This is a genomic window from Enterobacter cloacae complex sp. FDA-CDC-AR_0164 (assembly GCF_003071645.1).
In the GTDB taxonomy this organism is placed as follows: domain Bacteria; phylum Pseudomonadota; class Gammaproteobacteria; order Enterobacterales; family Enterobacteriaceae; genus Enterobacter; species Enterobacter ludwigii.
In genome coordinates, this window is the sequence record NZ_CP028950.1 from 4,258,700 (window position 1) to 4,284,477 (window position 25,778).

The 25,778-nt window shown below is 54.0% G+C and carries 22 protein-coding genes and 1 other RNA gene; 11 read left to right on the top strand and 12 right to left on the bottom strand.

Translation table 11 applies throughout. The features are described 5' to 3' along the window. Positions 1-31 precede the first annotated feature (31 nt). The 4 genes from ycgZ to fdhF all read left to right on the top strand — a co-directional run bounded on the left by ycgZ (position 32) and on the right by fdhF (position 3,247). Positions 32-271, top strand: a complete 240-nt coding sequence (gene ycgZ, locus AM410_RS21005; protein ID WP_073396624.1) for a regulatory protein YcgZ — start codon at positions 32-34, stop codon at positions 269-271. Between the two features lie 4 nt (positions 272-275). Continuing rightward, positions 276-596, top strand: coding sequence for a hypothetical protein (locus AM410_RS21010; protein WP_020884369.1), 321 nt, complete (start codon positions 276-278; stop codon positions 594-596). A 29-nt stretch (positions 597-625) separates the two neighbouring features. After that, positions 626-904, top strand: coding sequence for a biofilm development regulator YmgB/AriR family protein (locus AM410_RS21015; RefSeq protein WP_014169732.1), 279 nt, complete (start codon positions 626-628; stop codon positions 902-904). A 192-nt stretch (positions 905-1,096) separates the two neighbouring features. Continuing rightward, on the top strand, positions 1,097-3,247 hold the full coding sequence (fdhF, locus tag AM410_RS21020; protein WP_068794541.1) for a formate dehydrogenase subunit alpha: 2,151 nt from the start codon (positions 1,097-1,099) through the stop codon (positions 3,245-3,247). 95 nt (positions 3,248-3,342) lie between these two features. On the opposite strand, the gene AM410_RS21025 is transcribed toward fdhF, so the two are convergent. From AM410_RS21025 to AM410_RS21050, 6 genes are read right to left on the bottom strand one after another with little or no spacing between them, the layout of a single operon-like run. Next, positions 3,343-4,011, bottom strand: a complete 669-nt coding sequence (locus AM410_RS21025; protein ID WP_073396623.1) for a helix-turn-helix transcriptional regulator — start codon at positions 4,009-4,011, stop codon at positions 3,343-3,345. Between the two features lie 47 nt (positions 4,012-4,058). Further along, positions 4,059-4,574 (bottom strand): fimbrial protein, encoded by a 516-nt coding sequence (locus AM410_RS21030; RefSeq protein ID WP_014169728.1) that lies wholly within the window; start codon positions 4,572-4,574, stop codon positions 4,059-4,061. A gap of 8 nt (positions 4,575-4,582) precedes the next feature. Beyond that, positions 4,583-5,530 (bottom strand): fimbrial protein, encoded by a 948-nt coding sequence (locus AM410_RS21035; protein ID WP_020884374.1) that lies wholly within the window; start codon positions 5,528-5,530, stop codon positions 4,583-4,585. A gap of 2 nt (positions 5,531-5,532) precedes the next feature. Beyond that, the gene (locus AM410_RS21040; RefSeq protein WP_108648418.1) at positions 5,533-8,058 is read right to left on the bottom strand and encodes a fimbria/pilus outer membrane usher protein; all 2,526 of its coding nucleotides are present in this window, start codon (positions 8,056-8,058) and stop codon (positions 5,533-5,535) included. Between the two features lie 44 nt (positions 8,059-8,102). After that, positions 8,103-8,780 carry a fimbrial biogenesis chaperone gene (locus AM410_RS21045; RefSeq protein WP_020884376.1) on the bottom strand — a complete coding sequence of 226 codons (678 nt, stop codon included), beginning with the start codon at positions 8,778-8,780 and terminating at the stop codon, positions 8,103-8,105. A 54-nt stretch (positions 8,781-8,834) separates the two neighbouring features. Then, positions 8,835-9,365 carry a fimbrial protein gene (locus AM410_RS21050; protein ID WP_050736933.1) on the bottom strand — a complete coding sequence of 177 codons (531 nt, stop codon included), beginning with the start codon at positions 9,363-9,365 and terminating at the stop codon, positions 8,835-8,837. 451 nt (positions 9,366-9,816) lie between these two features. On the opposite strand from AM410_RS21050, the gene AM410_RS21055 reads away from it, so the two are divergent. Together AM410_RS21055 and AM410_RS21060 are read left to right on the top strand one after the other, a co-directional pair. Continuing rightward, positions 9,817-10,476: a winged helix-turn-helix transcriptional regulator gene (locus tag AM410_RS21055; protein ID WP_025204381.1), complete on the top strand. Its 660-nt coding sequence runs from the start codon at positions 9,817-9,819 to the stop codon at positions 10,474-10,476. Positions 10,477-10,543: 67 nt separating this feature from the next. Beyond that, positions 10,544-11,173 carry a helix-turn-helix domain-containing protein gene (locus AM410_RS21060; RefSeq protein WP_073396620.1) on the top strand — a complete coding sequence of 210 codons (630 nt, stop codon included), beginning with the start codon at positions 10,544-10,546 and terminating at the stop codon, positions 11,171-11,173. A 51-nt stretch (positions 11,174-11,224) separates the two neighbouring features. Here the strand turns inward: AM410_RS21060 and AM410_RS21065 are convergent, their stop codons facing one another. From AM410_RS21065 to ydiJ, 3 genes are all read right to left on the bottom strand, one after another. Continuing rightward, positions 11,225-11,419 (bottom strand): YdiH family protein, encoded by a 195-nt coding sequence (locus tag AM410_RS21065; protein WP_003857766.1) that lies wholly within the window; start codon positions 11,417-11,419, stop codon positions 11,225-11,227. A gap of 85 nt (positions 11,420-11,504) precedes the next feature. Beyond that, positions 11,505-11,915 carry a 1,4-dihydroxy-2-naphthoyl-CoA hydrolase gene (gene menI / locus AM410_RS21070; protein WP_020884381.1) on the bottom strand — a complete coding sequence of 137 codons (411 nt, stop codon included), beginning with the start codon at positions 11,913-11,915 and terminating at the stop codon, positions 11,505-11,507. After that, positions 11,912-14,968 carry a D-2-hydroxyglutarate dehydrogenase YdiJ gene (ydiJ, locus tag AM410_RS21075; RefSeq protein ID WP_014169719.1) on the bottom strand — a complete coding sequence of 1,019 codons (3,057 nt, stop codon included), beginning with the start codon at positions 14,966-14,968 and terminating at the stop codon, positions 11,912-11,914. The genes menI and ydiJ overlap by 4 nt, the downstream gene beginning before the upstream one ends. Before the next feature lie 197 nt (positions 14,969-15,165). Between ydiJ and ydiK the strand changes: the two genes are divergently transcribed. Together ydiK and rprA are read left to right on the top strand one after the other, a co-directional pair. Continuing rightward, positions 15,166-16,281: an AI-2E family transporter YdiK gene (ydiK, locus tag AM410_RS21080; RefSeq protein WP_020884383.1), complete on the top strand. Its 1,116-nt coding sequence runs from the start codon at positions 15,166-15,168 to the stop codon at positions 16,279-16,281. A 208-nt stretch (positions 16,282-16,489) separates the two neighbouring features. Continuing rightward, positions 16,490-16,597: antisense sRNA RprA (gene rprA / locus AM410_RS21085), an RNA gene on the top strand. A 5-nt stretch (positions 16,598-16,602) separates the two neighbouring features. Here the strand turns inward: rprA and AM410_RS21090 are convergent. The 3 genes from AM410_RS21090 to ppsA form a co-directional block, all read right to left on the bottom strand. Further along, complete coding sequence (locus AM410_RS21090) at positions 16,603-18,978, bottom strand: glycoside hydrolase family 3 N-terminal domain-containing protein (protein ID WP_073396617.1); 2,376 nt, start codon at positions 18,976-18,978, stop codon at positions 16,603-16,605. A 3-nt stretch (positions 18,979-18,981) separates the two neighbouring features. Further along, the gene (locus AM410_RS21095; RefSeq protein ID WP_108648420.1) at positions 18,982-20,382 is read right to left on the bottom strand and encodes an MFS transporter; all 1,401 of its coding nucleotides are present in this window, start codon (positions 20,380-20,382) and stop codon (positions 18,982-18,984) included. A 232-nt stretch (positions 20,383-20,614) separates the two neighbouring features. Continuing rightward, the gene (gene ppsA, locus AM410_RS21100) at positions 20,615-22,993 is read right to left on the bottom strand and encodes a phosphoenolpyruvate synthase (protein WP_020884386.1); all 2,379 of its coding nucleotides are present in this window, start codon (positions 22,991-22,993) and stop codon (positions 20,615-20,617) included. Positions 22,994-23,328: 335 nt separating this feature from the next. Between ppsA and ppsR the strand changes: the two genes are divergently transcribed. The 3 genes from ppsR (at position 23,329) to hemP (ending at position 25,716) form a co-directional block, all read left to right on the top strand. After that, complete coding sequence (ppsR, locus tag AM410_RS21105) at positions 23,329-24,162, top strand: posphoenolpyruvate synthetase regulatory kinase/phosphorylase PpsR (RefSeq protein ID WP_020884387.1); 834 nt, start codon at positions 23,329-23,331, stop codon at positions 24,160-24,162. Between the two features lie 152 nt (positions 24,163-24,314). Continuing rightward, entirely contained in the window at positions 24,315-25,361 is a 1,047-nt protein-coding gene (gene aroH, locus AM410_RS21110) for a 3-deoxy-7-phosphoheptulonate synthase AroH (protein WP_025204385.1), read from the top strand. Between the two features lie 166 nt (positions 25,362-25,527). After that, positions 25,528-25,716 (top strand): hemin uptake protein HemP, encoded by a 189-nt coding sequence (hemP, locus tag AM410_RS21115; RefSeq protein WP_047366450.1) that lies wholly within the window; start codon positions 25,528-25,530, stop codon positions 25,714-25,716. The last annotated feature ends 62 nt before the right edge of the window (positions 25,717-25,778 follow it).

Consider the following 25,778-nt stretch of genomic DNA (forward strand, 5'->3'; position numbering starts at 1 on the left):
TAGTGATTACATTTTTTTACAGGAGCGAAACATGCAGCAGAAGGATCATGTCGCAGATTCAGCAGCAGCGATCGCGCACTACTTCGAGAAGGCCGCGCTTCCTACCCAACAGGAGACGCTCGGTCAGGTCGTGGTTGAGATTCTTAGCGACGGGCGAAATCTGAATCGCAAATCGCTCTGTACCAAACTCTTAAGCCGCCTCGAAAAGGCCGATGGGCCTGAAGAGGAACAGCATTACCACATGCTGCTTGGTCTGCTTTTCGAACGGTAATGTTATGAACAGCAGTGATGCAGACCGACTGATTGACCAGCTTATCGGTGAAGCCGTTCTTTCTCTTTTGAAAGAGCGAGGCCCCGTCACAACCGAAGCTCTGGTTCAGCGTCTGCGGGATATGAAAGCGCATGAAAAGGATCCCCAGCGGCGGGAGACACTTGCGATGGTGATTGCCGACATCGGTTCAAACAACATCGCCCTGAAACGTCGCAGAACCGCGCAAGGACGAACCGATAGAGAGGGATCTCTCAACGTTAAAAGAGACAATGTAGTGCCGTTATTTGGAAATGGAAAACCGTCCGATCCCAGGAAAATACATTGACTGCAATTTTACAGCTACGGTGAGAACAAATGAGACAAAATATTCAGCTTCAACCCGAATACCATTCCGCTTTTTTAGAAAGCGCGCTGTCGGAATATTTCCGTCACGCAGGCGATCGTTTTGCTGAAGAGTCCGCTGTTTTTTCTACTGCAGTACGCTGTGTTCTGGCTTCTGAAGGACACCTGTCCAACAAAGCGATCATTTTGTGGCTGATCCAGACGCTGGAATCCACAAACGACGTTGTGCAGGCAGATGTCATTCGTAAGACCCTGGAAATCGTTGTGGGTCACACCATGGACGATCTCTAAAAACCCTCCCCTCTGTGAATACTAACGTGTCATCGTCAAAACTGACGATCAGGCTGACGATGACACGTTCCCTCCTCGTATAACACCCTGTAAAACCTACAAAGTAAATGTGGCATGGTTCCTGCTTACTCCCGTTTACGGGACTGGGCTACCCAGTCAACTTTGCTTCATTTCTTAACAGGTCTGTTATTGATGAAAAAAATCGCCAGCGTCTGCCCCTACTGTGGTGCAGGCTGCAAATTAAACCTTGTCGTCGAAAATAACCGTATCCTCCGTGCCGAAGCGGCCGAAGGCGTAACAAACCAGGGCACCCTGTGCCTGAAAGGCTTTTATGGCTGGGACTTCCTGAACGATACGCGTCTGCTTACCCCCCGTCTGACTCAGCCCATGATCCGCTACCACAAGGGAGAGGCTTTTACCCCCGTCACCTGGGAAGAGGCGATCCGCTATACCGCCCATAAACTCAGGAGCATAAAAGAGCAGTATGGCCCACGGTCCATCATGACCACCGGTTCCTCCCGGGGAACAGGGAATGAAACGAACTATGTGATGCAAAAATTTGCCCGTGCGGTGCTGAATACCAACAACGTGGACTGCTGCGCGCGCGTCTGTCACGGCCCTTCTGTTGCCGGGTTACAGGAAACCCTCGGCAACGGTGCAATGAGCAATTCCATTAACGATATTGAAAACTCAAAATGCCTGCTGGTGTTTGGCTATAACTGCGCCGATTCGCACCCCATCGTCGCCCGTCGGGTCTTAAAAGCCCGCGAAAATGGCGCGAAAATCATCGTCTGCGATCCCCGTCGCATTGAAACCGCACGCATTGCCGACCAGCACCTGCAGCTGAAAAACGGCAGCAACATGGCGCTGGTCAATGCGTTTGGCTATGTCCTTCTGGAAGAGGAGTTGTACGACAAAAACTACGTCGCCCGCTTTACCGAAGGGCTTGACGCTTATCGGGAAACGGTCAAAGACTACGCGCCCGAAAACGTCGAACATCTCACCGGCATTCCAGCCCGGGATGTGCGTCAGGCGATGCGGACGTTCGCGGCTGCGCCTTCCGCCACCGTCATGTGGGGCATGGGCGTAACGCAGTTTGGTCAGGCTGTAGACGTGGTCAAAGGTCTCTCCAGCCTGGCGCTGCTGACCGGAAATCTTGGTCGACCTGCCGTCGGCGTTGGGCCAGTACGTGGTCAAAACAACGTTCAGGGCGCGTGTGATATGGGCGTTCTGCCCAATATGTTCCCGGGGTATCAGGACGTTACGGACCCGGCGGTCCGGCAGAAATTCGCCACAGCCTGGGGAATCGATGTCGGGATTATGGACAAAGAGGTTGGAACGCGTATCACCGAAGTCCCTCACCTTGCGCTGGAAGGCAAGGTAAAAGCCTATTACATCATGGGCGAGGATCCGCTGCAGACTGAAGCCGATCTGGGGCTGGTGCGCCGCGGTTTTGAAGCACTCGATTTTGTGGTGGTTCAGGACATCTTTATGACGAAAACGGCGGAAGTGGCGGATGTTCTGTTACCTGCCACATCGTGGGGAGAACACGGTGGCGTCTTTACCTGTGCCGACCGCGGTTTCCAGCGTTTCGGTAAAGCCATTGAGGCCAGCGGCAACGTGAAACGTGACTGGGAGATCATCAGCCTGCTTGCTACCGAAATGGGCTATCCGATGCATTACGCATCCAACCAGCAGATCTGGGACGAGATGCGCGAGCTCTGTCCGCTGTTCTATGGCGTGACATACGAAAAAATGGGTGAAATGGGCCATGTGCAATGGCCGTGTCCAACGCTCGATCACCCGGGGACGCCGTATCTCTATAAAGATAACCAGTTCGATACGCCGAGCGGCAAAGGCCAGCTTTTTGCGGCAGCCTGGCGCGCGCCAGCCGAGATACCGGACGAAACGTATCCGCTGGTGCTCTGCACCGTGCGTGAGGTCGGCCACTACTCCTGCCGTTCAATGACCGGCAATTGCGCCGCGCTGCAAAGCCTTGCCGACGAACCAGGCCGTGTACAAATGAACCCCCTTGATGCGGACAACCTGGGCATTAAAGACGGACAGCTGGTGTGGGTGCATTCCCGTCGGGGCAAAGTCATTACCCGTGCCAGCATCAGCGAGCGCATCAACGCCGGTGCGGTTTATATGACCTACCAGTGGTGGATTGGTGCCTGTAACGAACTGACGCAGGATAACCTTGACCCGGTCTCCAAAACCCCAGAAACCAAGTATTGTGCGGTTAAGCTTGAGGCGATTGAAGACCAACGCTGGGCGGAAGACTTTGCGGCGTCGTCTTATCAGACCATGAAGACGCGGTTAATCACGGCAGTAAACGTCTGAGGAAAAAGAGGCTCGCCACGGCGAGCCTCGTTATACGTTTGCTTATAATCATATGTAACATCGCTAAATATCAGTAGTCATAGATTTTTTGTTCTTTATATAAACGCCTCAAAACAAGGGCGGTCCTGGAAACCCTGTCTCGCAGAATCACGAAAAATATTGGGGGTGCCGTTTTTCTTCACCATCCTGTTGAGCAGCGCGATAAGTTCATAATCGCTTCTCAGGTTAAATTTTTGCATGATCATGTACTTGTGTGCAAAAACGGTCTTATAGCCGATCTGTAACGCGTCTGCCGTCTGCATAACGGATAAGCCTTTATACAGGTTCATGACGATGCGTATTTGCTGCGGTGATAATATTTTATGCTCGCAATCGAAACAGGACGTTTTCTGCAGCACATGTCCCTTCAACTGCGTTTTACGCCACGCACACCCTACCGTCTCGCCAATTATGTCAAGAGAGGCCCTGCGGGAGATGAAAATAATATCCTGATAACAGGATTGCGACGCCGTAGAGCGTTGCTCATCGTCAACCCAGCCGATCACAATGCCTTTTTGCCGTGACTGTAATTCCGGAAAACAGGTCAGGGTTTCCCCCTGGCATAAAGAGAGGACAATAATATCCGCCGTGCTGACGTTATGCGGCGTCATTTCATAATCAAAGTGAATACAGTCATTAAAATTACGCCAAAAGAAATCCATAAAAAAATACTGCAGACCAGACTGAAATAACGAATCCGTCTCGCTAATTAAAATATTCAACATAGACCACACCGACGGGAAGCAAAAATGCGCGTGAAATCCCGCGCGACTTAATTGTATTGCAGCGTAATGACCACCACTGCGCTGAGGGTGCCGGGCGTCGCCCTGCCTCCGGTGGATATAACCGCAGCCTGCATGGCCATCTTCGCCGTCCGGTCTGAGGCAACATATTCCGTCATGCTGGAGCCGTTCCCTTTCAGTATGCCACTTCCGGCCTCGCGCATTGCTATCGCCACGTGGGTGGCCGTACCGCGGTTAATGTAATAGTCGGCGCCGGCAACAGGGTCGGGTGTACCCGTAAAGGTAGCGGTGACGCTACGCGTCCCCACCGGACATTGGGTAAATAACAGATCAAACGTAACCGGGTCTGAGGATGATCCTGGCGTCACCATATTACTCGCCTGGATATTGCCCAGATTAATATCGAGATTCGTATTGCCGTTATTAAACAGGCAGGGTGAGGCCACGATATTTCCGGTGACCCCGATATTTACGCTGTCTGCACATAGCGCTTTGCCGCACAGTAAACCCGACACAAGCAACGCCGCGGGAATTATTTTCATCATCTCACCGGTTATTGATAGGTTATCGTAAGCGTGGCTGACGCATTTGCCGAGCCTGATTCCACGGTGGTTAACGTCTGGTAATAGCGCGCGGTTAACGGGAGCGTCTCCTGTCCTCCCGCAGACTGTTTTAATAACAGGCGACCGTTCATTACCAAAGGAGAACCGTTATAAAGTAGCTGAACCCCTACCCCTTTTGCCGTACCGGCATTCCCCTGACCGGTTAATGCCATGACGCTGGTATTGGCGCTGTCCGGATTTTGCATACCGCTGAGTGACACACTGATATTGGTGCCGGCACTGCAGGTTAACCCCAGATTTTGCGTATTTTGGGCGCCGGATGGCGTGGTTCCAATAACGGAGCCAAACGATGAGGCCGGAATATCGCCTATCGGGAACGTCAACTGCGCCGTCGTTATCGTGCATGCCAGCGCATTAATTGTGCCGTCAGTTAACTGGACCGTCAGACCGTCACGATAAACACCGTCACTTCCCTGAAGCGCCACGGTTCCGATAACGCCCGGCGTTAAAGCGCCCGACGTTACCGGGCCGGTCACCACCAGCTCAACTTTTCCACCAAACCAATCCACATACGACGTCACCGCGTTATACGAAAACGTGTAAGCCGGGTTTTCAAAATAATTCCCCGAGGAAAAGCGAATACCAATACCGCTGACATTGGTGGCATAAACATGGTTACCGTAGCTGCTCAGGTTCCCATTGTTATATCGCATACTGAATCCCAGCATCAGCGGGTTAGAACATCCCGTTAAATAGGTTCCCGTTGATGAAGCAGCGCGAGAAAAAATAATGGTGCCCACGGGGGCATCACGCTGCACGTTAATCGTGCCCACAGATATCGTCGATATTTGCGGCGTGATGGTTGTACAGGTGCCGGCACGGGCGCTATTCCACCCGCTCAGTAAACAGAGCAGGATCAGAGATAAAGCAAATTTCATTTTTAACCTTCCTGGCGGCAAAGCGCGTTAACGTCGGTTATTCCGCCGTAGGTGGGTTGTGCAGGCAGGCTAAACTGCGCGCGGCACTGCTGACCGGGTTGATTTCCCCAGGTTGCCACGATTTCTCCCTGTCCGGGCAGTCCCGTTAAATAGACCTGACCACGGTCGCCCACAATAAAGCTGCTGTTGCTGTCGCCTTTGAGCGTGACGACCGCACCAAACGGAACGGCATATTGCCCGTCGGACAGGGTCATTAGCACCCGGCGCCCGATTTTAGACACATAATCGGCTTCCACTATCGCCCCGCGAGTCGGTGTTACGGTGCGCGTATTAATCTCAAGTTCCACGTCATCCGGCATAGTTTCCGGCTCAAGAGTGATGTCGTTTTTTCGGTATACCGACAGATTGTTAACCACCGTATACCCGCGGTAATCCGTACGAACCCCGGGTTGATTGCGAATATCGACACCGTGTGCACCCGGCGCTTTCACCAGGATATTGGTTTCACCGAGCGGCTGCGAAAGCGTGATGCCGTCACGGTGAGCAATGACGCCCCCCTGCAACCCGTAATTCAGGCGCTCGCTGTGTTTGTCGTAGCTGTAGCCCGCGACAATTTCGCCATAGGTGCCTTTATAGTCGCCGTTCAGGTTGCCGGTATTTCCCGTGCCCTGTGTGCCATAACCTTGCTGCACGTTCCAGTTCAGGGCACTGTTTTCCAGAGACACGCCGTTCAGCCCGACCACGTGCGTCGTGCCGTTGTGCTTACTGGCGTTCATGCCATAGTTAGCCCAGGTACGCGGCAAGAATTTGTCCAACGGTACGCTGACGTTAAAGGCCAGCAACCGATCGTGGTCCGCGTTTTGCGCGCTCCCGCGTCCATTCTTGCTGTAGGTCCAGGTCAAACCGTAACTGACGTTGTTCCAGTCATTGTTGTAGCCCACGCTCCAGGAGGCCATCGCCTGACCAGAATTCCAGTAATCTTCGCGTGCGGCGCTGAGCGTCAGTGAACCCAGCGCGCCGCCCAGCGCCTGGCTCATGGTTAGTTCAGCACGGTTACGCCGCCGATCCTGCAGGGCGCTGCTGTCGCCGTAGGAATCCAGCACGTCCTGCATCCCGTAATAGCCACGGGTTGAATATCGGTATCCCGCAATTGAAAAGTTTGTCCCGGTCTTCGCCATATTTTTGCTGTAACGCGCGCGCAAGGACTGACCGGATGTTTTGTCGGTGTTATTCGGCGTTGACCAGGCCTGGGTCACGTCGGCAGAGATCGCGCCGATATCCCCCATATTTTTACCGACGCCAAACGCCACTGAACGGTATTTATCAGACCCCTGCATCCCGCCGTAAACGGTGATGCCGTGCTGAATCCCATAAATACCGGTGATTTGACCAAAGGACGTTTTCTCCACGCGGCTGTTGTAGGCGCGATACTGCCCGGCCGTCACCGCATACTTCAGTCGTCCTTCCCGCTGCAGGACCGGCAGCGATGCATAAGGCAGCGTGAAATGCTGCTCACTCCCGTCAGCCTCTTTAATGGTCACATCCAGATCGCCTGCGCCGCCGGTGGGATACATGTCCGAGATTTCAAACGCGCCTGGCGCCACGTAGCTCTGATAAATTTGATAACTATTCTGGCGGACCACCACCTGCGCATTGGTTCGCGCGATGCCGCGGACCACGGGCGCATAACCTTTAAGAGAGTCCGGCAGCATGTCATCATCCGAGGCCAGCTGACCGCCGCGAAATGGCATACTGTCGAAAACATCCGCCGGTGCGGTACTGTCCCCAATAATCAGCTGTGCTTTCAGCGGAATGACGGCGCGCTGCGCATAGGTATATACGTTGTCCCACCGATCCTCACCGGTGGAATCCCGAGACCAGGTGGTGTAATTACGTAAGCGCCACGGCCCGATATTGACCCCGGGGCGCAGGTTGGCGTACTGGCTATCATTCTGGCTGCCGCGAGTGTTCTTCGCCCACGCGTTTGCGCCGCTCAGACTGTAATTAAGCATGGCGGCATTAATCCCCTCATCCCACATCTCTGGCGGAACCGCGTCCCTGGCTGGCAGGTCGATGGCGGCCTGAGGAATGCTGATCACCAGCCGCTGTGCGCCAAACTGAAAATCGCTACTGGCCTGCGGGATCGCCTGAAGGTTTGCGCATTCACCGTTGTTCGCCGCCAGCTGCGGGAAAAGCGTGGTTCTTACGCCCCACTGTTTTAACTGGTCAAGACTCAGGCACGGCCGGAGGACGTCATTGCCCTTTTCGTCTTTTACTGCAGTAAAGGTGATATCGCGGGTCGCCATTAGCTGGTCATCAAGAACAATATCGACGTGATAGGTGCCGGGTGCCTGCGATCCGGATTCAAATGCCGATAAATCCGTTCTCCCTCTTCCTGGATTATCAAGTTCAACCAGTTCGGCATTAAATGTCTCACCGGCAAAAAGCGCCTGCGATGAACCTGCAAGTATTAATCCGATCACTGTCGCCAGGGGTGCAGGTCGAGCCCGAAAATAGTGTATTGCCATCGCTTTTAACTCATTTATGACAGGCAATGCCCGCGTTTCACCGGTTATAAGGTTGCCTGATGCGCGCCCCCAGGGCTGCCGAAGTCATTAATCACTTTAAACGTCAGTACACTGCCGCTGGCCCCCTGCGGTAACGTGAAACGGACTGAGCCACCGGGTAAGACATACGACACGTCATCGATTTTTTTACCCCCAAGTGTGATTTCATTAAAATTGATGACATACGCGGTCGGGTTATTAACCTGAAGTTCATTCCCGGTTCTGCGCCAGCGTAATTGACTGGCCTGTTCGTCAGGCGTGGACGCGTGCAGCTCAGCGGGCCGATAAATCAGTTTGATGCGCGTTTTAACCGCAATTTGTAATGCGTTCATCTGCGTTGAGGCAGACGGAATCGCTTTAATATTCAGCCAGAATAAACTTTCCCGATCCTGAGGCAGTGCCCCCGTCATCACGATGCGCTCAACGTTTTTTTGCCCGCCATCCAGACGATACAAAGGCGGCGTAATAATAAAAGGCACCTTGCCTGACGCCCCTTCCTGCACGTCGATCCATGACTGAATTAAATACGGCGTACCATCAGGGTTATTCACACTGAGTGACGTTTCCTTTTTAGCGCCATCAAAAATAATGCGCGTACCACCAATAATGACGCCGGCATGAGCCGTTGACAGCATCAGAGATAACAACGCTGTTGCCAGTAAAGGGGTTCTGAAAAAATACATTCTGTTCCTCATAAAATTGGGGGCCGGGGCGGCCCCGACGTTCAGGCAAAAGAGCTAGTTATAAACCACCGAGAAGTTGGCGACAGAATTCGCCGGGCCTGCCGTGACGCTGGCCGTGGTCGAAATATACTGGGCATAGAAATTGAGCGTATTGTCTGCGGAGCTGCTGAGCATGTAGGTGTAACCATTGCTGCCATGCAGAGGCAGGTCGGTTTTATCCGCGGTCATCAGGTTGATCGCCACGCCCGTTGCGGCACCCGCCACGGAGGTGTCAATCGCCAGAAGATTGCTATTAGACGCATCCGGAGTACCGTCAAAGCGCACTTTGGCGTTCGTGACCGAGACCGGACAGTTTTTCAAAATAATATCGAATTTCGTTGCCGCGGTTCTCGCCCCCGTCGCGGTAAACTCTGTTTTATAATAATCCCCAAGTACAACCACCTGGTTCTGCGATGCCACATCAACATCACAGGCAGAATCCAGAATATTACCGTTAAAATTAACGGTACCTGCAGCGGCAAACGCATTGGCCATTGTCAGTACGGAACCTGCTGCGATCGTTGCCAGAAGAAGTGTTTTTTTCATCATGCTATATCCTGTATCACTTTATTTATTATTAACATTCAGACAAAAAGACGCGTCGGTTTTTTCACCCGCTTAATGTTTTGCCTTTTACAGACAGCAGCGAAAAAAATGAAATAACTTTATTTCATTAAACGTCTGAAGACGCATATGACTTGCTGTCGATGAAATAAAATTTATACAACTCCATTGACGTCGACAATCATTTTCGGAGTCTTTCCGTAGACCCGTAATTAACAAAAATAAAACATTGTAAATAAGGAATGCCTTATGCATATAACAGGCAGTCTATTAATAGACCGGAGTGTTAAGATCATTAAATTCAAAATGTTAGTCAGGATAATATCGAAAGTCTACTTTTAGACCTGTGCTGCATATTCCCGTAGTCGCTGTTTTTTAAGATAATTCTCTACGCCGGTCAACCATGATCGCAATGAAAGCAGTGGAGCACCTTATGAACACGCGAATGACAGCGGTCCTCACCGATGTAAAATCTACCGTACTGGATTTAAAGCCGTATGCCCATATTGATAAGTTAATCAGTACTGTGCTGCCTTTTACGGAAAGGCATATTCTCGCGAAAGGCGAAATTATTCAATATCACAATAATGATGTTCGCCTCTGTTTTTTGCTGTTACACGGCAGCGTTGCGCTGCATCGTCGTGGCGATGGTATTGTTTTAAACTCAGAATCCTCACCTTTTATTCTGGGTGTCAGCAGCCAGTTCTCCTCTGAACATCTGTACGTCAGAGCGCTTGAAACCTCAGAAATAGCGCATGTCTCTCTGGATAATTTTAATAAGATCGTGGCGGAAAAAAACTTATGGGAACATTTTTCAAAGCTACTCATCTATACCGCCTCCCGGGTATACGAGCACTGCGCGCAAATATCGCAGATGTCAGCCTATGACATTATCCGGTTTCAGCTGGTCGAACTGATGCAGGAGCCAGATGCCGTACGGAAAAACATCACGGCGGCAGCGTATATCAAGAGTCGAACCTACCTTTCACGCAGTGGGATTATGCGTATTCTCGCGGAACTGCGTACCGGAAAGTACATCACGATGGAGCGTGGCGTGCTGCTGGAAATCCGTCATTTACCACGTAAATACTGATTGGCCTCGTGTTTACGATAAGGAGTAACGCTATAATCAGGGGGGTTATCGCTACGGGTTATAGGTTATGTCCTCTACTGAAAAAATGCATCGTGGTTCTCCTTACGCGCGAGAACTGATTTCATTCCTGCAACCCTACTGTACCAAGCGCAATGTCGCTCCCGGCGAACAGCTGGATCTCCAGGTTAATGGCCAGAGCGTGTGCTATTTGATCCTCGAAGGCACCGTTGCTATCTACCGCAGAAGCGACAACATGATGCTCACCACCGCACGTAGCCCGGCGCTTTTTGGCCTCGCCAATCTGACAGACATCTACTTCAATGATTATCTGAAAACCGTGACCCCCTGCCTGACGGGTATGCTTACCACCGCTCAGGTGGAAGCCGTTATCAAAGAGAATGGGTTATGGGGGTTGTTGTCTAAGCACCTGATGTTTGTTTATAACCGGCTATACAATAATGTGATGCCTCAGGGCGCGCCCACGGCCTATGAGATGATTCGCCAGCAATTGATAAAGCTGATGGATGAAGATGAGAGTTATCGCAACGCCATCACCGCAGAGCGGTATATTCGCGAAAAAACCCAGCTGTCGCGCAGTGGGGTAATGCGTATTCTGGCGGATTTGAAAACAGGCGGGTTTATTGAGATAGAAGAAGGCAGGCTCGTTAAAATCAATAAACTGCCTGCCCGGTACTGAACGTCAGATACAAAAAAGACCGCTGACGCGGCCTTTTTTTTACTGTCACGATCAATGGACGTGAACGCCCAACCGCCAGGCAAAGTAGATCTCTTCTTTAAGCTCATTTGAAGAGAGCGCCAGCAAATCTGTGAACTCCAGTTCAAGCTGTTTCAGCTTTTTCAGGTACTGCGCCGGAGACAGGTTGCTTTTATCACGACGTAAATATTCAATTGCCAGCTGTGTTGGGGTTATTTCAGTATCCATGATGTCCTCGCTTATGTACAAAACCTGACCAGTATATCACAAGAGGCTGGCTAGTTTTTGACCAAAGGCAAAACATCTGAAAACTTTACACGACCGCCGTCGTCAGTCTCGACGAACAGCAGAGCCGATCCTGCTCGTCAAGAATGTCAATCTGCCACACCTGATGGCGGCTACCGGCATGTAGCGCCCGACAAACGCCGCGCACCCGTCCACTTCGCACCGAGCGAATATGGTTCGCGTTCACCTCCAGCCCGACGACCTTTTGCTCCCCTTCGGTGCAAAGATAACCCGCCACGGACCCCAGGGTTTCGGCCAGCACGACGGATGCGCCGCCGTGCAATAAACCAAACGGCTGATGCGTGCGATGATCGACAGGCATCGTGGCCTCCAGTTCATCCTCACCAATACGCGTGAACTGAATGTCCAGCAGCCCTACCATATTCCCCTCGCCCATGGCATTCAGCGCCTGCAGCGTCACGGCTCGTTTCCAGATCATCCAATTATCTCCAGTAAGGCCTGTAATGGGTGACGCACCCCGTTCCCTTCAACCCGTTTCACCTGGCTTCGGCAGGAGTAGCCCGTGGCCAGACAGCGGTTCCTCGGTAAACGCTGCATCGCCTGATGCCACGACAACTCATAGATACCGAGCGAGTTCGCGTGGTTTTTCACTTCGTGCCCGTAGGTACCTGCCATGCCACAGCAGCCCACGTTGACGCTCTCAAGCTTCGCCCCGAAGCGGGCAAAGATAGACGCCCACTGCGCCGGGGCGCCCGGCAGTGCCGTCACTTCCGTGCAGTGACCGAACAAATACCACGATTCACCGCTCACATCCTTCACGGTCGCCTGTTGCAGCGCCGCCGGCAGCCACTCGTGCACCAGCATGACGTGGAAATCACCGCGTTGCTCCCCCAGCGTCTGCTTATACTCATCGCGGTAGCAGAGCACCAGCGCCGGATCGACACCGACCATCGGCATCCCTAGCTGCGCCACCCGGTTGAGGAAGTCAGCGGTTTTCCGCGCCGTTTTCGCAAAACGGGTAAGGAAACCTTTAATGTGCTGCGCTTTGCCGTTTGGTGAGAATGGCAGTACCACCGGCTGATAGCCCAGTTTTTCTACCAGACGGATAAAATCGGCTACCACCTGGGCATCGTAGTAGCTGGTAAACGGATCCTGCACCACCAGCACCACATTGGCTTTCTGCTCAGGGGTCAGCGCCTCAAGCTGCTCCAGCGTCATGTTCGCCGAGCGGTGCCCCACGAGCTGACGCTGTAGCGAAGGGACTGACAGCAGCGGCAGGTCCACCATCCCGATATGTTTTTCGGAAAGCTTTCGCACCAGCGGCTGATTAATGAAGAAGTTAAAGGTCTTCGGCGCACGCGCCATCAGCGGGGCATAGCTCTCCACCGTCGCCACCAGATGGTCACGCATTGGACGCAGATAGCGGGTATGGTAAAGCTGCAGGAACCGTGAGCGAAACTCCGGCACATCAATCTTGATCGGACACTGGGTTGAGCAGGCTTTACAGGCCAGGCAGCCGGACATGGCCTCCTTCACCTCGTGGGAGAAATCATACTCGCCTTTGTTCGCATGCCAGCTGTTACGGGTACGTTCAATCAGCGAGCGCAGACTGGCGCGTTTTTCCGGTAATTCCTGTTCCAGCTTCAGCGGATCAACCCCGCGGTCGGCCAGCAGACGCAGCCATTCGCGGACCAGCGTTGCGCGGCCTTTGGGCGAGTGAATGCGGTTACTGGTAATTTTCATCGACGGGCACATTGGGCTTTTCACGTCGAAGTTGAAACACAGACCGTTACCGTTACACTCCATTGCACCACGCCAGGAGGCGCGCACCGCAATCGGGATTTGTCTGTCATAGGTGCCGCGCTTGACGGCATCCACCTGCAGCATTGGGGCATCGACGCCCTCTGGCGGGCAAATTTTACCCGGGTTGAGACGGTTATCCGGATCGAATGCCGCTTTGACCTTACGCAGTTCAGCGTAGAGCGTTTCACCGAAGAACGCCGGGCTGTACTCCGCGCGGAACCCTTTCCCGTGTTCTCCCCAGAGCAGGCCGCCATATTTCGCGGTCAACGCCACCACATCGTCAGAGATCTGTTTCATCAGGATCTCCTGCTGCGGATCGCACATGTCCAGCGCCGGACGCACGTGCAGCACCCCGGCATCCACGTGGCCGAACATGCCGTAACTCAGACCGTGGCTGTCCAGCAGGGCGCGGAACTCAACGATGTAATCCGCCAGATGCTCAGGCGGGACGCAGGTGTCTTCAGCAAAGGGAATCGGTTTGGCAGCCCCCTTCGCGTTGCCCAGCAGCCCCACCGCTTTTTTACGCATCGCGTAAATACGCTCAATGCCGGAGAGTTCGCTGCAAAGCTGCCAGCCAATCACCCCACCTTCGCCTGCTGCAATCAGTTCGTCCAGCCGCTGACAGAGCGTGGTGACCTGGCTTTCAATCAGTGCTTCGTCATCGCCGGCAAATTCAACGATGTTGAGACCCAACATCTCTTTATCAGGTACATCGGTGATAAGCTCACTCACCGAGTGCCAGACGATGTCTTCCCGAGCCAGGTTAAGCACTTTAGAGTCGACGGTTTCCACCGACAGCGCCCGCGCGTCAACCATAAAGGGTGCATTTCGCAGGGCAGAATCGAAGGAGTTGTATTTGACGTTCACCAGCCGACGCACTTTCGGCAGCGGCGTAATATCCAGCCGCGCCTCGGTAATAAATGCCAGCGTCCCTTCGGAGCCGGTCAGCACGCGGGTTAAATCAAACTGCGTCAGGTCATCGTTAAAGACATGACGCAGATCGTAACCGGTTAAGAAGCGGTTCAGTTTAGGGAATTTGTCGAGGATCAGCTGGCGGTTATCGCGACAGCGCTCAAGCACGGTGCGGTAAATCCGCCCGTTGGCCGTGTTGTCTTTACCCAGCGTTTCCGCCAGTTCGACCGGCATCGGCTGGGTATCCAGGATATCGCCGCCCAGCAGCACCGCGCGCACGCCAAGAACGTGATCGGAGGTTTTACCGTAGACCAGCGACCCCTGCCCGGAGGCATCGGTGTTAATCATCCCACCGATTGTCGCACGGTTGCTGGTAGAGAGCTCGGGGGCAAAGAAGTAACCATAAGGCTTGAGGTACTGATTAAGCTGATCTTTGATGACGCCCGCTTCGACACGCACCCATCCTTCTTCGGGATTGATCTCAATGATGCGGTTCATATAGCGCGACATATCAATGATGATGCCCTGGTTCAGCGCCTGACCATTGGTGCCGGTGCCGCCGCCGCGTGGCGTGAACACCAGCGAGGTAAATCGCTCCTGCGTTGCGAGCCGCGCAATAAGCGCCACATCGGCCGTTGAACGGGGAAACACGACTGCATCGGGAAGAAGCTGGTAGATACTGTTGTCGGTCGCCATTGTCAGCCTGTCGGCATAATGTGTGGCGGTATCCCCTGTAAAACCCTGTTGCTCCAGTGCCTGCAAAAAATTAAGCACCAGCTGAACGACGCCAGGTGCCTGAGAAATCTGTGGGATCATTACTGTCGACCCTAATTAGAGGTGTGAAATCGTTTGCGTGTATCGTAAAAGTTTTATCACATTTTTTTCTTATACGCTCTGCAGAATTACAGGCAGAATTCGCCTGTCAAAAATCGCTGAAATCATTAATGATTAGAGAATCGCGGTTTTCCGTTCCCGCCAGCCACGCTGGTGTTCAATTAAGGAAAGTTTCATTTATGGTCAATCTTCGCCAGCCCAGGGATGTTGCGCAAATTTTGCTGTCGGTGCTGTTCCTGGCCCTCATGATTATTGCGTGTTTGTGGATCGTTCAACCCTTCATTCTCGGCTTCGCCTGGGCTGCAACCGTTGTGGTTGCCACCTGGCCTTTACTGTTACGGTTACAGAAACTGCTCTTCGGACGTCGTGGGCTGGCGGTCCTGGTGATGACGTTGCTGTTGTTCCTGCTGTTCATTATTCCCGTTGCGTTGCTGGTCAACAGCCTTGTCGACTCCAGCGGCCCGGTGATTCGCGCCGTGACCAGTGGCGATCTGACGCCGCCGGATCTCGCCTGGCTTAACAGCATACCGGTTGTTGGCGCAAAACTTTACAGCGGCTGGCATGGCCTGCTGGAGATGGGTGGCAGCGCGCTGATGGCGAAAGTGCGCCCGTATATTGGCACTACCACCACCTGGTTTGTGGGTCAGGCGGCGCACATTGGCCGCTTTATGATGCACTGTACGCTGATGCTGGTCTTTAGCGCCCTGCTGTACTGGCGCGGTGAGCAGGTGGCATTAGGCGTTCGTCATTTTGCCACTCGCCTGGCGGGCAAACGGGGTGATGCCGCGGTTCTGCTGGCGGCGCAGGCCGTGCGCGCGGTTGCGCTTGGCGTCGTGGTAACGGCGCTGGTTCAGGCGGTGCTGGGCGGTATTGGTCTTGCGATTTCTGGCGTGCCGTACGCCACCGTCTTCACCGTGGTCATGCTGATGACCTGCCTTGCGCAACTGGGTCCGTTGCTGGTGCTGGTACCCAGCATTATCTGGCTGTACTGGACCGGCGATACCACGTGGGGCACCGTTCTGCTGGTCTGGAGCTGCGTGGTTGGCACCATGGATAACGTTATTCGTCCCATCCTTATTCGCATGGGCGCAGACCTGCCGCTGATCCTTATTCTCTCAGGCGTAATTGGTGGATTGATTGCCTTTGGGATGATTGGTCTGTTTATTGGCCCGGTGCTTCTGGCCGTGACCTGGCGTCTGTTCTCCGCCTGGGTGCACGAAATCCCGCCTCCGGGAACGGACCCGGACGTGATTTTGAGCGAACTGGAAGAGCTGGAAGATAAGAACAAGCAGTAATGGACAGGCCGGGTAACGCAGTCGCGTACCCGGCCTACATATTCCCCTTTAATACTTAAACGTTGCTAAAGTATTTATTCGTTGCGCACTGGTCAGACCCGCTATTACGGCTCTAAGTCCCCTATTAACCTCAAGAAATCTTTACGTCTCTTTAACTATTGAGACGAATCTGATCGACGCTAAAAGCTGACATGCCTACTATTAGGACACGGTTATAAATCAACACCTTGATTTATAAGCATGGAAATCCCCTGAGTGAAACTACGAATTGCTGTGTGTAGTCTTTGCCCATCTCCCACGATGGGCTTTTTTTTATCCTGATTACGCGCGGCTGACGTCACAGGTGCTGAGCATCCGCCATTCCGTTGACAATACACGGGTTTCCCCGGTCACATTGACCGTCACCACCTCGCGAATATCCGCCGACGATGCACCAATCTGCAACTCAAATTCACCCGGCTCGACGATCCGTTTGCCGTCACGACGGGTAAAGTTGAACATCTCAACGGGCAACGTAAAGGTGAGCGTGGCGGTTTCACCCGGTGAGAGCGTGACGCGCTGGAACGCCTTCAACTCCTGCAGTGGCCGCACCTGCGTGGCGACGTTATCCCGGACATAGACCTGTACCACCTCGCTGCCGCTGCGCTCACCGGTATTGGTGATATCCAGGCTTACGACCACCTCGCCGTCGATCGGAACGCGGGGTTCAGCCACGCGCGCCGTTCCCCAGCTAAACTGCGTCCAGCCGAGACCGAAGCCAAAGGGATAGCGGGAGCCAAAATGGAAAGCGAACGGTGTGCCGCCACTTTTGAGCTTGTGGTTGTAGTAATAGGGCATTGCTCCCGCGCTTTTCGGCACGCTGACCACCAGACGTCCCTGCGGTTCAGCGCGGCCCGTTAATACATCCGCAATCGCCCAGCCGCCCTCCTGCCCTGGTGCCCAGGCCATCATCAGCGCGGCGACGTTATCTTCCAGCCCCTGAAGGTTGTAAGGCCTCCCGCCGGTCATGACCACGATAACCGGCTTGCCGGTGGCCACCAGCGCAGCCAGCAATTGTTGCTGTACGCCCGGCAGATTCAGAGAGTCGGTATCAGAGCCCTCCCCGACGGTTCCGCTCTGGAATAGCCCGGCGAGATCGCCAACGCAGGCCACCACCACGTCACTCTCCTGTGCGGCTTTTACGGCTTCAGGGATCAGGTCGGTACGCTGCGAAACCGGAGATTGCTGCATAGGTTTACCGCCGCTGTCACCCGGAAACACCGGCGCACCCGCCATCCGTTTTTCGATAATGTGACAGCCTTTGGCATAACGTACCCGCGAGGCCCCCAGATACTGCTCAAGCGCCGCGCGCGGTGTCGTGACCTGCGAGGTCTCTTCCACCATGTCGCTAATAATTAAGTGCACCGGAAAACTGTAACCGCTGAGGAGCGCCAGCGGATCGTCTGCCGTTGGCCCGACGACCGCCACGCGAGGGTTGCCGCCGAGGGGCAAAATGCCGTTATTCTCAAGCAGCGTCAGCGAACGGGTCGCCACTTCCCTTGCAACCTGACGCGTTGCCTCATTTTGCAAATCGATGCCCTGTTCATCGGCATACGGTTTTTCAAACAAGCCAAGACGGAATTTTTCGGTCAGGACGCGTGCCACTATTTCATCGACTTTCGCCATGGAAATCAGTCCGCGCTCAACGGCTTCTGCCAGATGACGCGCGCAGTCATCTTTTGGTAGTTCGACATCCAGCCCGGCATTGAAGGCCAGCGCTGCAGATTCGGCGGCATCGTGCGAGATGCCATGATGCTGGTGCAGCAGGCTCACGCCGCCGTAGTCCGCAACGATGATCCCATCGAACCCCCACTGTTCACGCAGCACGGTTGTCATCAGGAAGTGGTCGCTGTGTCCGGGCTGGTTATCGATATCGTGATAGGCAGGCATCACCGAACCGGCATTGGCCAGCTTCACCGCCATCTCAAACGGCAGCAGGAAGGTGTCGTTCAGTTCGCTAAGGCCCAGATGCACCGGCGCGTGGTTGCGTGCCCCTTCGCTGAAGGAGTGGCCCACATAATGTTTGAGCGTTGCCAGAAGATCGCGCTTATCGCCCTGCAAACCCTTCACGTATGCCGTGGCCATCACCCCCACCAGCCACGGGTCTTCTCCGAAGGTCTCTTCGGTGCGTCCCCAGCGAACGTCGCGAGAGACATCCAGCACCGGGGCCAGCCCCTGCTGGCAGCCAACAGAGCGTGCTTCTTTGCCAATCTGTTCTGCCGCACGCTGCACCAACTGCGGATCCCAGGTCGAACCGTAGTTCAGCGACGACGGGAACAGCGTGGCATCTTTGCACAACAGCCCCACCAGGCACTCTTCATGGAACAGCGCCGGAATACCGAGGCGCGTCTCTTCCATCATCATGCACTGCAGGCGGTTAGCGGCACGCACGCCTGTTTTCGCATCAACAATATGGGTGCCCAGTGGACGCGTAATCTGTCCCACACCCAGTTTCAGCCGTTCGCTAAGCGCAGCCTGTTCGCTCACGCCCGCGAATTCATCGCTCAGATCGCTGCGTTCGCGGTGGTTACCGTTTTCATCGAGGATCAACCAGTAGGCATGCATCTGGGCGAACTTCTCTTCCGGGGTCATGCGTGCCAGTAGGTCGGCGACGCGTTCATGCACGGGACGTCCCGCGTCCTTATAAATCGCAGTCATGTGTTACTCCTGTATTGCGGAATGGGTGGCCGGGGTGAGTTGTCCTGTCTCGTCTCGCACCTCGCGTTTGCTGGCCAGCTCGCGGGCGATGGAATTGACGAGCTTGCTGTTGAGTTTGTAAATGGTCAGCAGCGCGACCATACAGAGGAACAGCACGCAGGGGATGAGGGTGAAGAGCGCATTAATGGTAGAGAGCACGTGCGGTGCCTGGGTTGCCTGACCGGGCGCATAATCCACCATCCCGAGAACCCAACCGACCACCGCCCCGCCCAGCGCCAGACCAAATTTGATGGCAAACAGCGCGGTAGAAAAGACCAGACCATCCAGACGACGGCCGCTGCGATGCTCCTCATAATCGACCACATCAGAGAACATGGTCCACTGCAGCGGCGTGGTCAGGTTCTGAATAAAGCTAAAGATAATGTTGAGGCCAAAAATCAGCCAGATCTGCGAAGGCGGCAGGAAGAAAATCAGCGCGCCGAAAATCACGAAGGAAATAATGGTCCACTGATAGGCGCGGACGCGGTCAAATTTCCCCAACAGACGTTCAGATAATAATGCCCCCGTTAAGGACGCCACCATCCCGGAAACAATAAAGGCAAATACCAACTCCGGGCGCAGAAGCACATATTTCACGTAATACATGGTGGCAGAACCACGCGTCACCACTGCGGTTAACAGCAAAATATTAAACAGGAAAACAATTCGCCACTGGCTATTTCCGGCCAGCAGTTTTAAATCACTGCTCATCGAACCCGAGGTGTCATTGCGCGGGGAATAACGCTCGCGGGTCATCAGGAAACAGCAGAAGAAGAGAATAATACCCAGCAGGCCCATCATGCTCATGGCATAGAAATAGCCTTTCTGAACGTTGCCCTGGCCTAACAGCGAGACCAGCGGTAAGGCGATCACCGTCACAATCAACCCGCCGATGAACGACAGGCCGAAGCGCCAGGACTGCAGCGAGTGACGCTCACGCGGATCCAGCGTCAGCGCCCCGGGCATAGCGCAATACGGGACGTTAATCGCGGAATAAATAAGGCTTAAGATGGCGTAAGTGACGCAGGCATACACGATTTTTGCCGTCGGCCCGACGTCCGGTACATAGAAGGTGATAAGGCAACTTACGCCAAATGGGATGGCAAACCACAATAGCCAGGGACGAAAGCGACCGTGCCGCGTCTGGGTGCGGTCGACCAGCGCGCCAATGCAGGGGTCGACAAAAGCATCCACCACGCGCACCACTAAAAACATGGTTCCCATGATGGCCGCCGGCAAACCGAAAACATCCGTATAGAAATAGGCGAGAAATAAGGTTGCCGTTTGCCAGACCAGCGCACTGGCCATATCACCTAAGCCATAACCTATTTTATCTTTGGTACGCAATACAGAGGAGATTGTCATTGTTATTTGCCTTTTTATCAGGTTAAAACGTATTTCAACCAGTTGCGCATCAGCGAGGGAAATGCGCGGTAAGGCTCAAGTATTAGCAACGCTTTGCGCGCTAACAATTGTCTAAATTAACAGACAAATTATGATATTTGGTTTTTTACTTTATTTGTGATGGGGAGCAAATAAGGCATGAAATAAAAAAAGGCGAGGAATATATCCTCGCCTTTTTCTGGTGCTGATGGCGTTACTTGTTGAGTTCGGCCAGGCTCAGCCAGGTTTGCACCACGGTGTCCGGGTTCAGGGACAGGCTGTCAATCCCCTCTTCCATCAGCCATGCGGCAAAGTCTTCATGGTCAGACGGACCCTGACCGCAAATCCCGACATATTTACCCTGTTTCTTCGCGGCGCGGATGGACATCGACAGCAGCGCTTTCACCGCCTCGTTACGCTCATCAAACAGTTCAGAGACCACGCCGGAGTCACGGTCAAGTCCGAGCGTCAGCTGCGTCATGTCGTTCGAGCCGATAGAGAAGCCGTCGAAGTACTCCAGGAACTGCTCAGCCAGCAGGGCGTTGGACGGAATTTCACACATCATGATAATCTTCAGCCCGTTTTCGCCGCGCTTCAGACCCTGACGTGCCAGCTCCTCCACCACCGCTTTCGCCTGATCCACGGTACGCACGAACGGGATCATGATCTCAACGTTGGTCAGTCCCATGTCGTTGCGCACGCGCTTCACGGCGTCACATTCCAGCGCGAAGCAGGCACGGAAGCTGTCGGAAACATAACGTCCGGCGCCACGGAAGCCGAGCATTGGGTTCTCTTCTTCTGGCTCGTAACGCTCACCCCCCACCAGATTCGCGTATTCGTTTGACTTAAAGTCGGACAGACGGACGATCACGCGCTTCGGATAAAACGCCGCGCCCAGCGTGGCGATCCCCTCGGTCAGACGACCGACGTAGAACTCTTTTGGCGAGTCGTAACCTTTCATCATCTCGCGGATTTCGTTCTGCAGCTTCGCGTCCTGGTCGTCAAATTCCAGCAGCGCGCGCGGGTGAACACCAATCATACGGTTGATGATAAATTCCAGACGCGCCAGGCCAACGCCTTCGTTCGGCAGGCAGGCAAAGTCAAACGCACGATCCGGATTACCAACGTTCATCATGATCTTCAGCGGCAGATCCGGCATGGTATCGACGCTTGAACTCTTCACGCTGAAGTCGAGAATATCGGCATACACGTAACCGGTATCGCCTTCCGCACAGGAGACGGTCACTTTCTGATCGTCCTTCATGCGTTCGGTCGCGTCACCGCAACCGACAACGGCAGGGATCCCCAGCTCACGGGCGATGATTGCCGCGTGGCAGGTACGGCCACCGCGGTTGGTGACGATGGCCGCCGCTTTCTTCATGATCGGTTCCCAGTCCGGGTCGGTCATGTCGGTCACCAGCACATCGCCTGGCTGAATGCGGTTCATCTCGCTGATGTCATGGATCACTTTGACAGGACCGGCACCGATGCGATGACCAATCGCGCGGCCTTCCGCCACGATTTTGCCCTGTGCGTGCAGGGTATAACGCTCCATCACCTGACCGCGGGAGCGGACAGTTTCCGGACGCGCCTGCACGATAAACAGCTTGCCGGTGTTGCCATCTTTGGCCCATTCGATATCCATCGGACGACCGTAGTGTTTTTCGATCTGTACCGCCTGTTTCGCCAGCTCCTGCACTTCTGCATCGGTCAGGGAGAAACGGTCACGCATTTCCTGCGGTACGTCTTCAATCTTAACCTGCTTGCCATGCTCCTGCGTCGGGGCATAGATCATGCGGATTTTTTTCGAGCCCATCGTGCGGCGAACAACCGCCGGACGGTTTGCGGCCAGCGTCGGCTTATGAACGTAGAATTCGTCAGGGTTCACCGCGCCCTGTACTACCATCTCACCCAGACCCCACGCCGAGGTGATGAACACCACCTGGTCGAAGCCGGATTCGGTGTCGATGGAGAACATCACGCCGGAAGAGCCCACGTCGGAGCGCACCATGCGCTGTACGCCAGCAGAAAGCGCCACGCCGCGATGGTCATAGCCCTGGTGCACGCGGTAAGAGATGGCGCGGTCATTGAACAGGGACGCGAAGACGTGCTTCACCGCCACCAGCACGGCGTCATAACCCTGGACGTTAAGGAAGGTTTCCTGCTGTCCGGCGAATGACGCATCGGGCATATCTTCCGCGGTGGCAGAAGAACGCACGGCAAACGACGCCTGGGCATCATCCGCTGAGAGCTGGTTATAGGCTTCGTGAATGGCTTTTTCCAGTTCCGGCTGGAAAGGTGTGTCGATAATCCACTGGCGGATTTGGGCACCGGCTTTCGCAAGCTCGGTCACATCATCAATATCCGTTTTATCCAGCAGGTCATAAATGCGCTGGTTTACACCGCTCTGGTCTAAAAACAGGTTAAAGGCATCGGCGGTTGTGGCAAACCCGTTCGGTACGGAGACACCCATACCCGACAGATTTGTAATCATTTCACCCAGGGAGGCATTTTTGCCCCCAACTCTGTCTACATCATTCATGCCGAGTTGGTTATACCAAAGCACCAGCGGTGACGAGCCATTGTTGGACATCGAAACAATCCTTTTGTGATATTTGATCGGAGTAAGAAACACCTGACTACGTATTTATACTGGCATAATTATTTCCGCTAAAAAAACGGTGAATCGTGTAAGCAATTTAAATTTTCAACTTTTCGGATACTTTCCCACCATCCGCTAACCCGATGATTCCTATATATTCAGCCAAAAACCCTAAAAATAAAGTCGCTAATTGAAAAATGAAATCCACTTTTCAGGAAAATCAAAAACACCGTTTCATTTATAATTAGGATAAGTTCTTTGCTGTGTAATTTACTTTTTTAATTTATGCTTTCAGACAATTACGTACGATATTCAGGGTGGGTAAAATGGATAATGCTGTCGATCGCCACGTTTTTTATATTTCTGATGGTACGGCGATTACCGCCGAAGTGCTGGGACATGCGGTGATGTCCCAGTTCCCCGTTTCGATTAACAGCATCACGCTGCCGTTTGTGGAAAATGAGAGCCGTGCAAAGGCGGTGAAGGACCAGATTGACGCCATCTTCCAGCAGACGGGGGTCCGCCCGCTGGTCTTCTACTCCATCGTGATCCCTGAAATTCGCGCGATTATTTTGCAAAGTGAAGGGTTCTGTCAGGATATCGTCCAGGCGCTGGTGGCCCCGCTGCAGAGCGAACTGAAACTCGACCCGACGCCTATCGCCCACCGAACGCACGGGCTGAACCCCGGCAACCTGACCAAATACGATGCGCGTATCGCCGCCATTGATTACACCCTGGCGCACGACGACGGTATTTCGCTGCGTAACCTCGACCAGGCGCAGGTGATACTGCTGGGCGTCTCGCGTTGCGGGAAAACCCCGACCAGCCTTTACCTGGCGATGCAGTTCGGTATCCGCGCCGCCAACTACCCCTTTATTGCTGACGACATGGACAATCTGGTGCTGCCAGCCGCCCTTAAGCCGCTCCAGCACAAGCTGTTTGGCCTGACCATCAACCCGGAACGGCTGGCGGCAATACGTGAAGAACGCCGTGAGAACAGCCGCTACGCCTCAATGCGCCAGTGTCGAATGGAGGTTTCCGAGGTGGAAGCGCTGTACCGCAAAAACCAGATCCCGTGGCTAAACAGCACTAACTATTCGGTAGAAGAGATCGCCACCAAAATCCTCGATATCATGGGACTCAACCGACGCATGTACTAACATGCTAGTACAATAACTCAGAATCGGGTATCATCACCACATCCTCGGCGCGCAGGCGCGCCGAACTTGAATTCAGCAGGGATTGGTTTAAGGTGATGCCCATCACTTCCCGGTAGTCTGCCGATGAAGCAAAAATTTTTCTGAGACATTTCATGAATAAAACCGATGAACTCCGCACTGCGCGCATTGACAGCCTGGTCACACCGGCTGAACTGGCACAGCGGCATCCTGTTTCCGCGGGTGTAGCGGAACATGTCACGGCATCCCGCCGTCGCATTGAAAAAATCCTTAATGGCGAAGACAAACGTCTTCTGGTGGTGATTGGCCCTTGCTCCATCCACGATCTGGATGCCGCAATGGATTACGCAAAACGGCTTCAGGGACTGCGGGACAAGTACCAGCATCGCCTTGAAATTGTCATGCGCACCTACTTTGAAAAACCGCGCACCGTCGTGGGCTGGAAAGGGCTGATTTCCGACCCGGACCTGAACGGCAGCTACCGTGTTAATTATGGTATTGAGCTGGCGCGTAAACTGCTTTTGCAGGTCAATGAGCTGGGCGTACCGACGGCCACCGAGTTTCTCGATATGGTGACCGGACAGTTTATCGCCGATCTCATCAGCTGGGGCGCTATCGGTGCGCGCACCACGGAAAGTCAGATCCACCGTGAGATGGCCTCTGCCCTCTCCTGCCCGGTTGGTTTTAAAAACGGTACCGATGGCAACACGCGAATTGCCGTTGACGCGATCCGCGCATCGCGTGCCAGCCATATGTTCCTGTCGCCGGATAAGCGCGGTCAGATGACCATTTATCAGACCAGCGGCAACCCATACGGGCATATCATCATGCGTGGCGGGAAAAAGCCTAATTACCACGCGCAAGATATTGCTGCGGCGTGCGAAACGCTGGCCGAGTTCGACCTGCCGGAACACCTGGTGGTGGATTTCAGCCACGGCAATTGCCAGAAACAGCATCGCCGCCAGCTGGACGTGTGTGATGAGATCTGCCAGCAGATCGTCAGCGGTTCAACCGCCATCGCGGGCATTATGGCCGAAAGTTTTATCCGGGAAGGCACGCAAAAAATCGTAGCCGGACAGCCAATGGTTTACGGCCAGTCGATCACCGACCCATGCCTGAGCTGGGAAGACAGCGAACTGCTGCTGGAGAAACTGGCGGCAGCGGTCGATTCACGTTTTTAGTCCTTGCCTTTTACCCTCTCCTGCGGGAGAGGGTCTACGTTCGCGCACGGCCACATCCGCTTCTGTTTTGATCCCATCACAGTTTTTTTACAAAAACGCTTGCCGTGAATTTTCACTTTGTTGATAATGATTATCATTGTTACATTGATTGTTATTTATAAACATTATGTCACGTACGGATAACAACACGGCAACGCCCGAAAACACACACACAGCACCTGCCCCAGCGCGCACCGATCGTCGGATCGACAGTAAAAGCCTGCTGGGGGACGAGGGACGCGTGATCATCGAGCATGACGGCCAGCTTTATCTGTTGCGCCAGACCCATGCCGGGAAGCTGATCCTCACCAAATAAATACCACAATACCTTCGCCAGCCACCCAGGTGATCCCCCAGGCAGCCAGCGCTTTCGATTCT

Excerpts from the sequence above, each read along its gene's own strand:
- ycgZ (WP_073396624.1), top strand. The coding sequence starts at position 32 with ATGCAGCAGAAGGATCATGTCGCAGATTCAGCAGCAGCGATCGCGCAC.
- AM410_RS21010 (WP_020884369.1), top strand. The coding sequence starts at position 276 with ATGAACAGCAGTGATGCAGACCGACTGATTGACCAGCTTATCGGTGAA.
- AM410_RS21015 (WP_014169732.1), top strand. The coding sequence starts at position 626 with ATGAGACAAAATATTCAGCTTCAACCCGAATACCATTCCGCTTTTTTA.
- fdhF (WP_068794541.1), top strand. The coding sequence starts at position 1,097 with ATGAAAAAAATCGCCAGCGTCTGCCCCTACTGTGGTGCAGGCTGCAAA.
- AM410_RS21025 (WP_073396623.1), bottom strand. The coding sequence starts at position 4,011 with ATGTTGAATATTTTAATTAGCGAGACGGATTCGTTATTTCAGTCTGGT.
- AM410_RS21030 (WP_014169728.1), bottom strand. The coding sequence starts at position 4,574 with ATGATGAAAATAATTCCCGCGGCGTTGCTTGTGTCGGGTTTACTGTGC.
- AM410_RS21035 (WP_020884374.1), bottom strand. The coding sequence starts at position 5,530 with ATGAAATTTGCTTTATCTCTGATCCTGCTCTGTTTACTGAGCGGGTGG.
- AM410_RS21040 (WP_108648418.1), bottom strand. The coding sequence starts at position 8,058 with ATGGCAATACACTATTTTCGGGCTCGACCTGCACCCCTGGCGACAGTG.
- AM410_RS21045 (WP_020884376.1), bottom strand. The coding sequence starts at position 8,780 with ATGTATTTTTTCAGAACCCCTTTACTGGCAACAGCGTTGTTATCTCTG.
- AM410_RS21050 (WP_050736933.1), bottom strand. The coding sequence starts at position 9,365 with ATGAAAAAAACACTTCTTCTGGCAACGATCGCAGCAGGTTCCGTACTG.
- AM410_RS21055 (WP_025204381.1), top strand. The coding sequence starts at position 9,817 with ATGAACACGCGAATGACAGCGGTCCTCACCGATGTAAAATCTACCGTA.
- AM410_RS21060 (WP_073396620.1), top strand. The coding sequence starts at position 10,544 with ATGTCCTCTACTGAAAAAATGCATCGTGGTTCTCCTTACGCGCGAGAA.
- AM410_RS21065 (WP_003857766.1), bottom strand. The coding sequence starts at position 11,419 with ATGGATACTGAAATAACCCCAACACAGCTGGCAATTGAATATTTACGT.
- menI (WP_020884381.1), bottom strand. The coding sequence starts at position 11,915 with ATGATCTGGAAACGAGCCGTGACGCTGCAGGCGCTGAATGCCATGGGC.
- ydiJ (WP_014169719.1), bottom strand. The coding sequence starts at position 14,968 with ATGATCCCACAGATTTCTCAGGCACCTGGCGTCGTTCAGCTGGTGCTT.
- ydiK (WP_020884383.1), top strand. The coding sequence starts at position 15,166 with ATGGTCAATCTTCGCCAGCCCAGGGATGTTGCGCAAATTTTGCTGTCG.
- AM410_RS21090 (WP_073396617.1), bottom strand. The coding sequence starts at position 18,978 with ATGACTGCGATTTATAAGGACGCGGGACGTCCCGTGCATGAACGCGTC.
- AM410_RS21095 (WP_108648420.1), bottom strand. The coding sequence starts at position 20,382 with ATGACAATCTCCTCTGTATTGCGTACCAAAGATAAAATAGGTTATGGC.
- ppsA (WP_020884386.1), bottom strand. The coding sequence starts at position 22,993 with ATGTCCAACAATGGCTCGTCACCGCTGGTGCTTTGGTATAACCAACTC.
- ppsR (WP_020884387.1), top strand. The coding sequence starts at position 23,329 with ATGGATAATGCTGTCGATCGCCACGTTTTTTATATTTCTGATGGTACG.
- aroH (WP_025204385.1), top strand. The coding sequence starts at position 24,315 with ATGAATAAAACCGATGAACTCCGCACTGCGCGCATTGACAGCCTGGTC.
- hemP (WP_047366450.1), top strand. The coding sequence starts at position 25,528 with ATGTCACGTACGGATAACAACACGGCAACGCCCGAAAACACACACACA.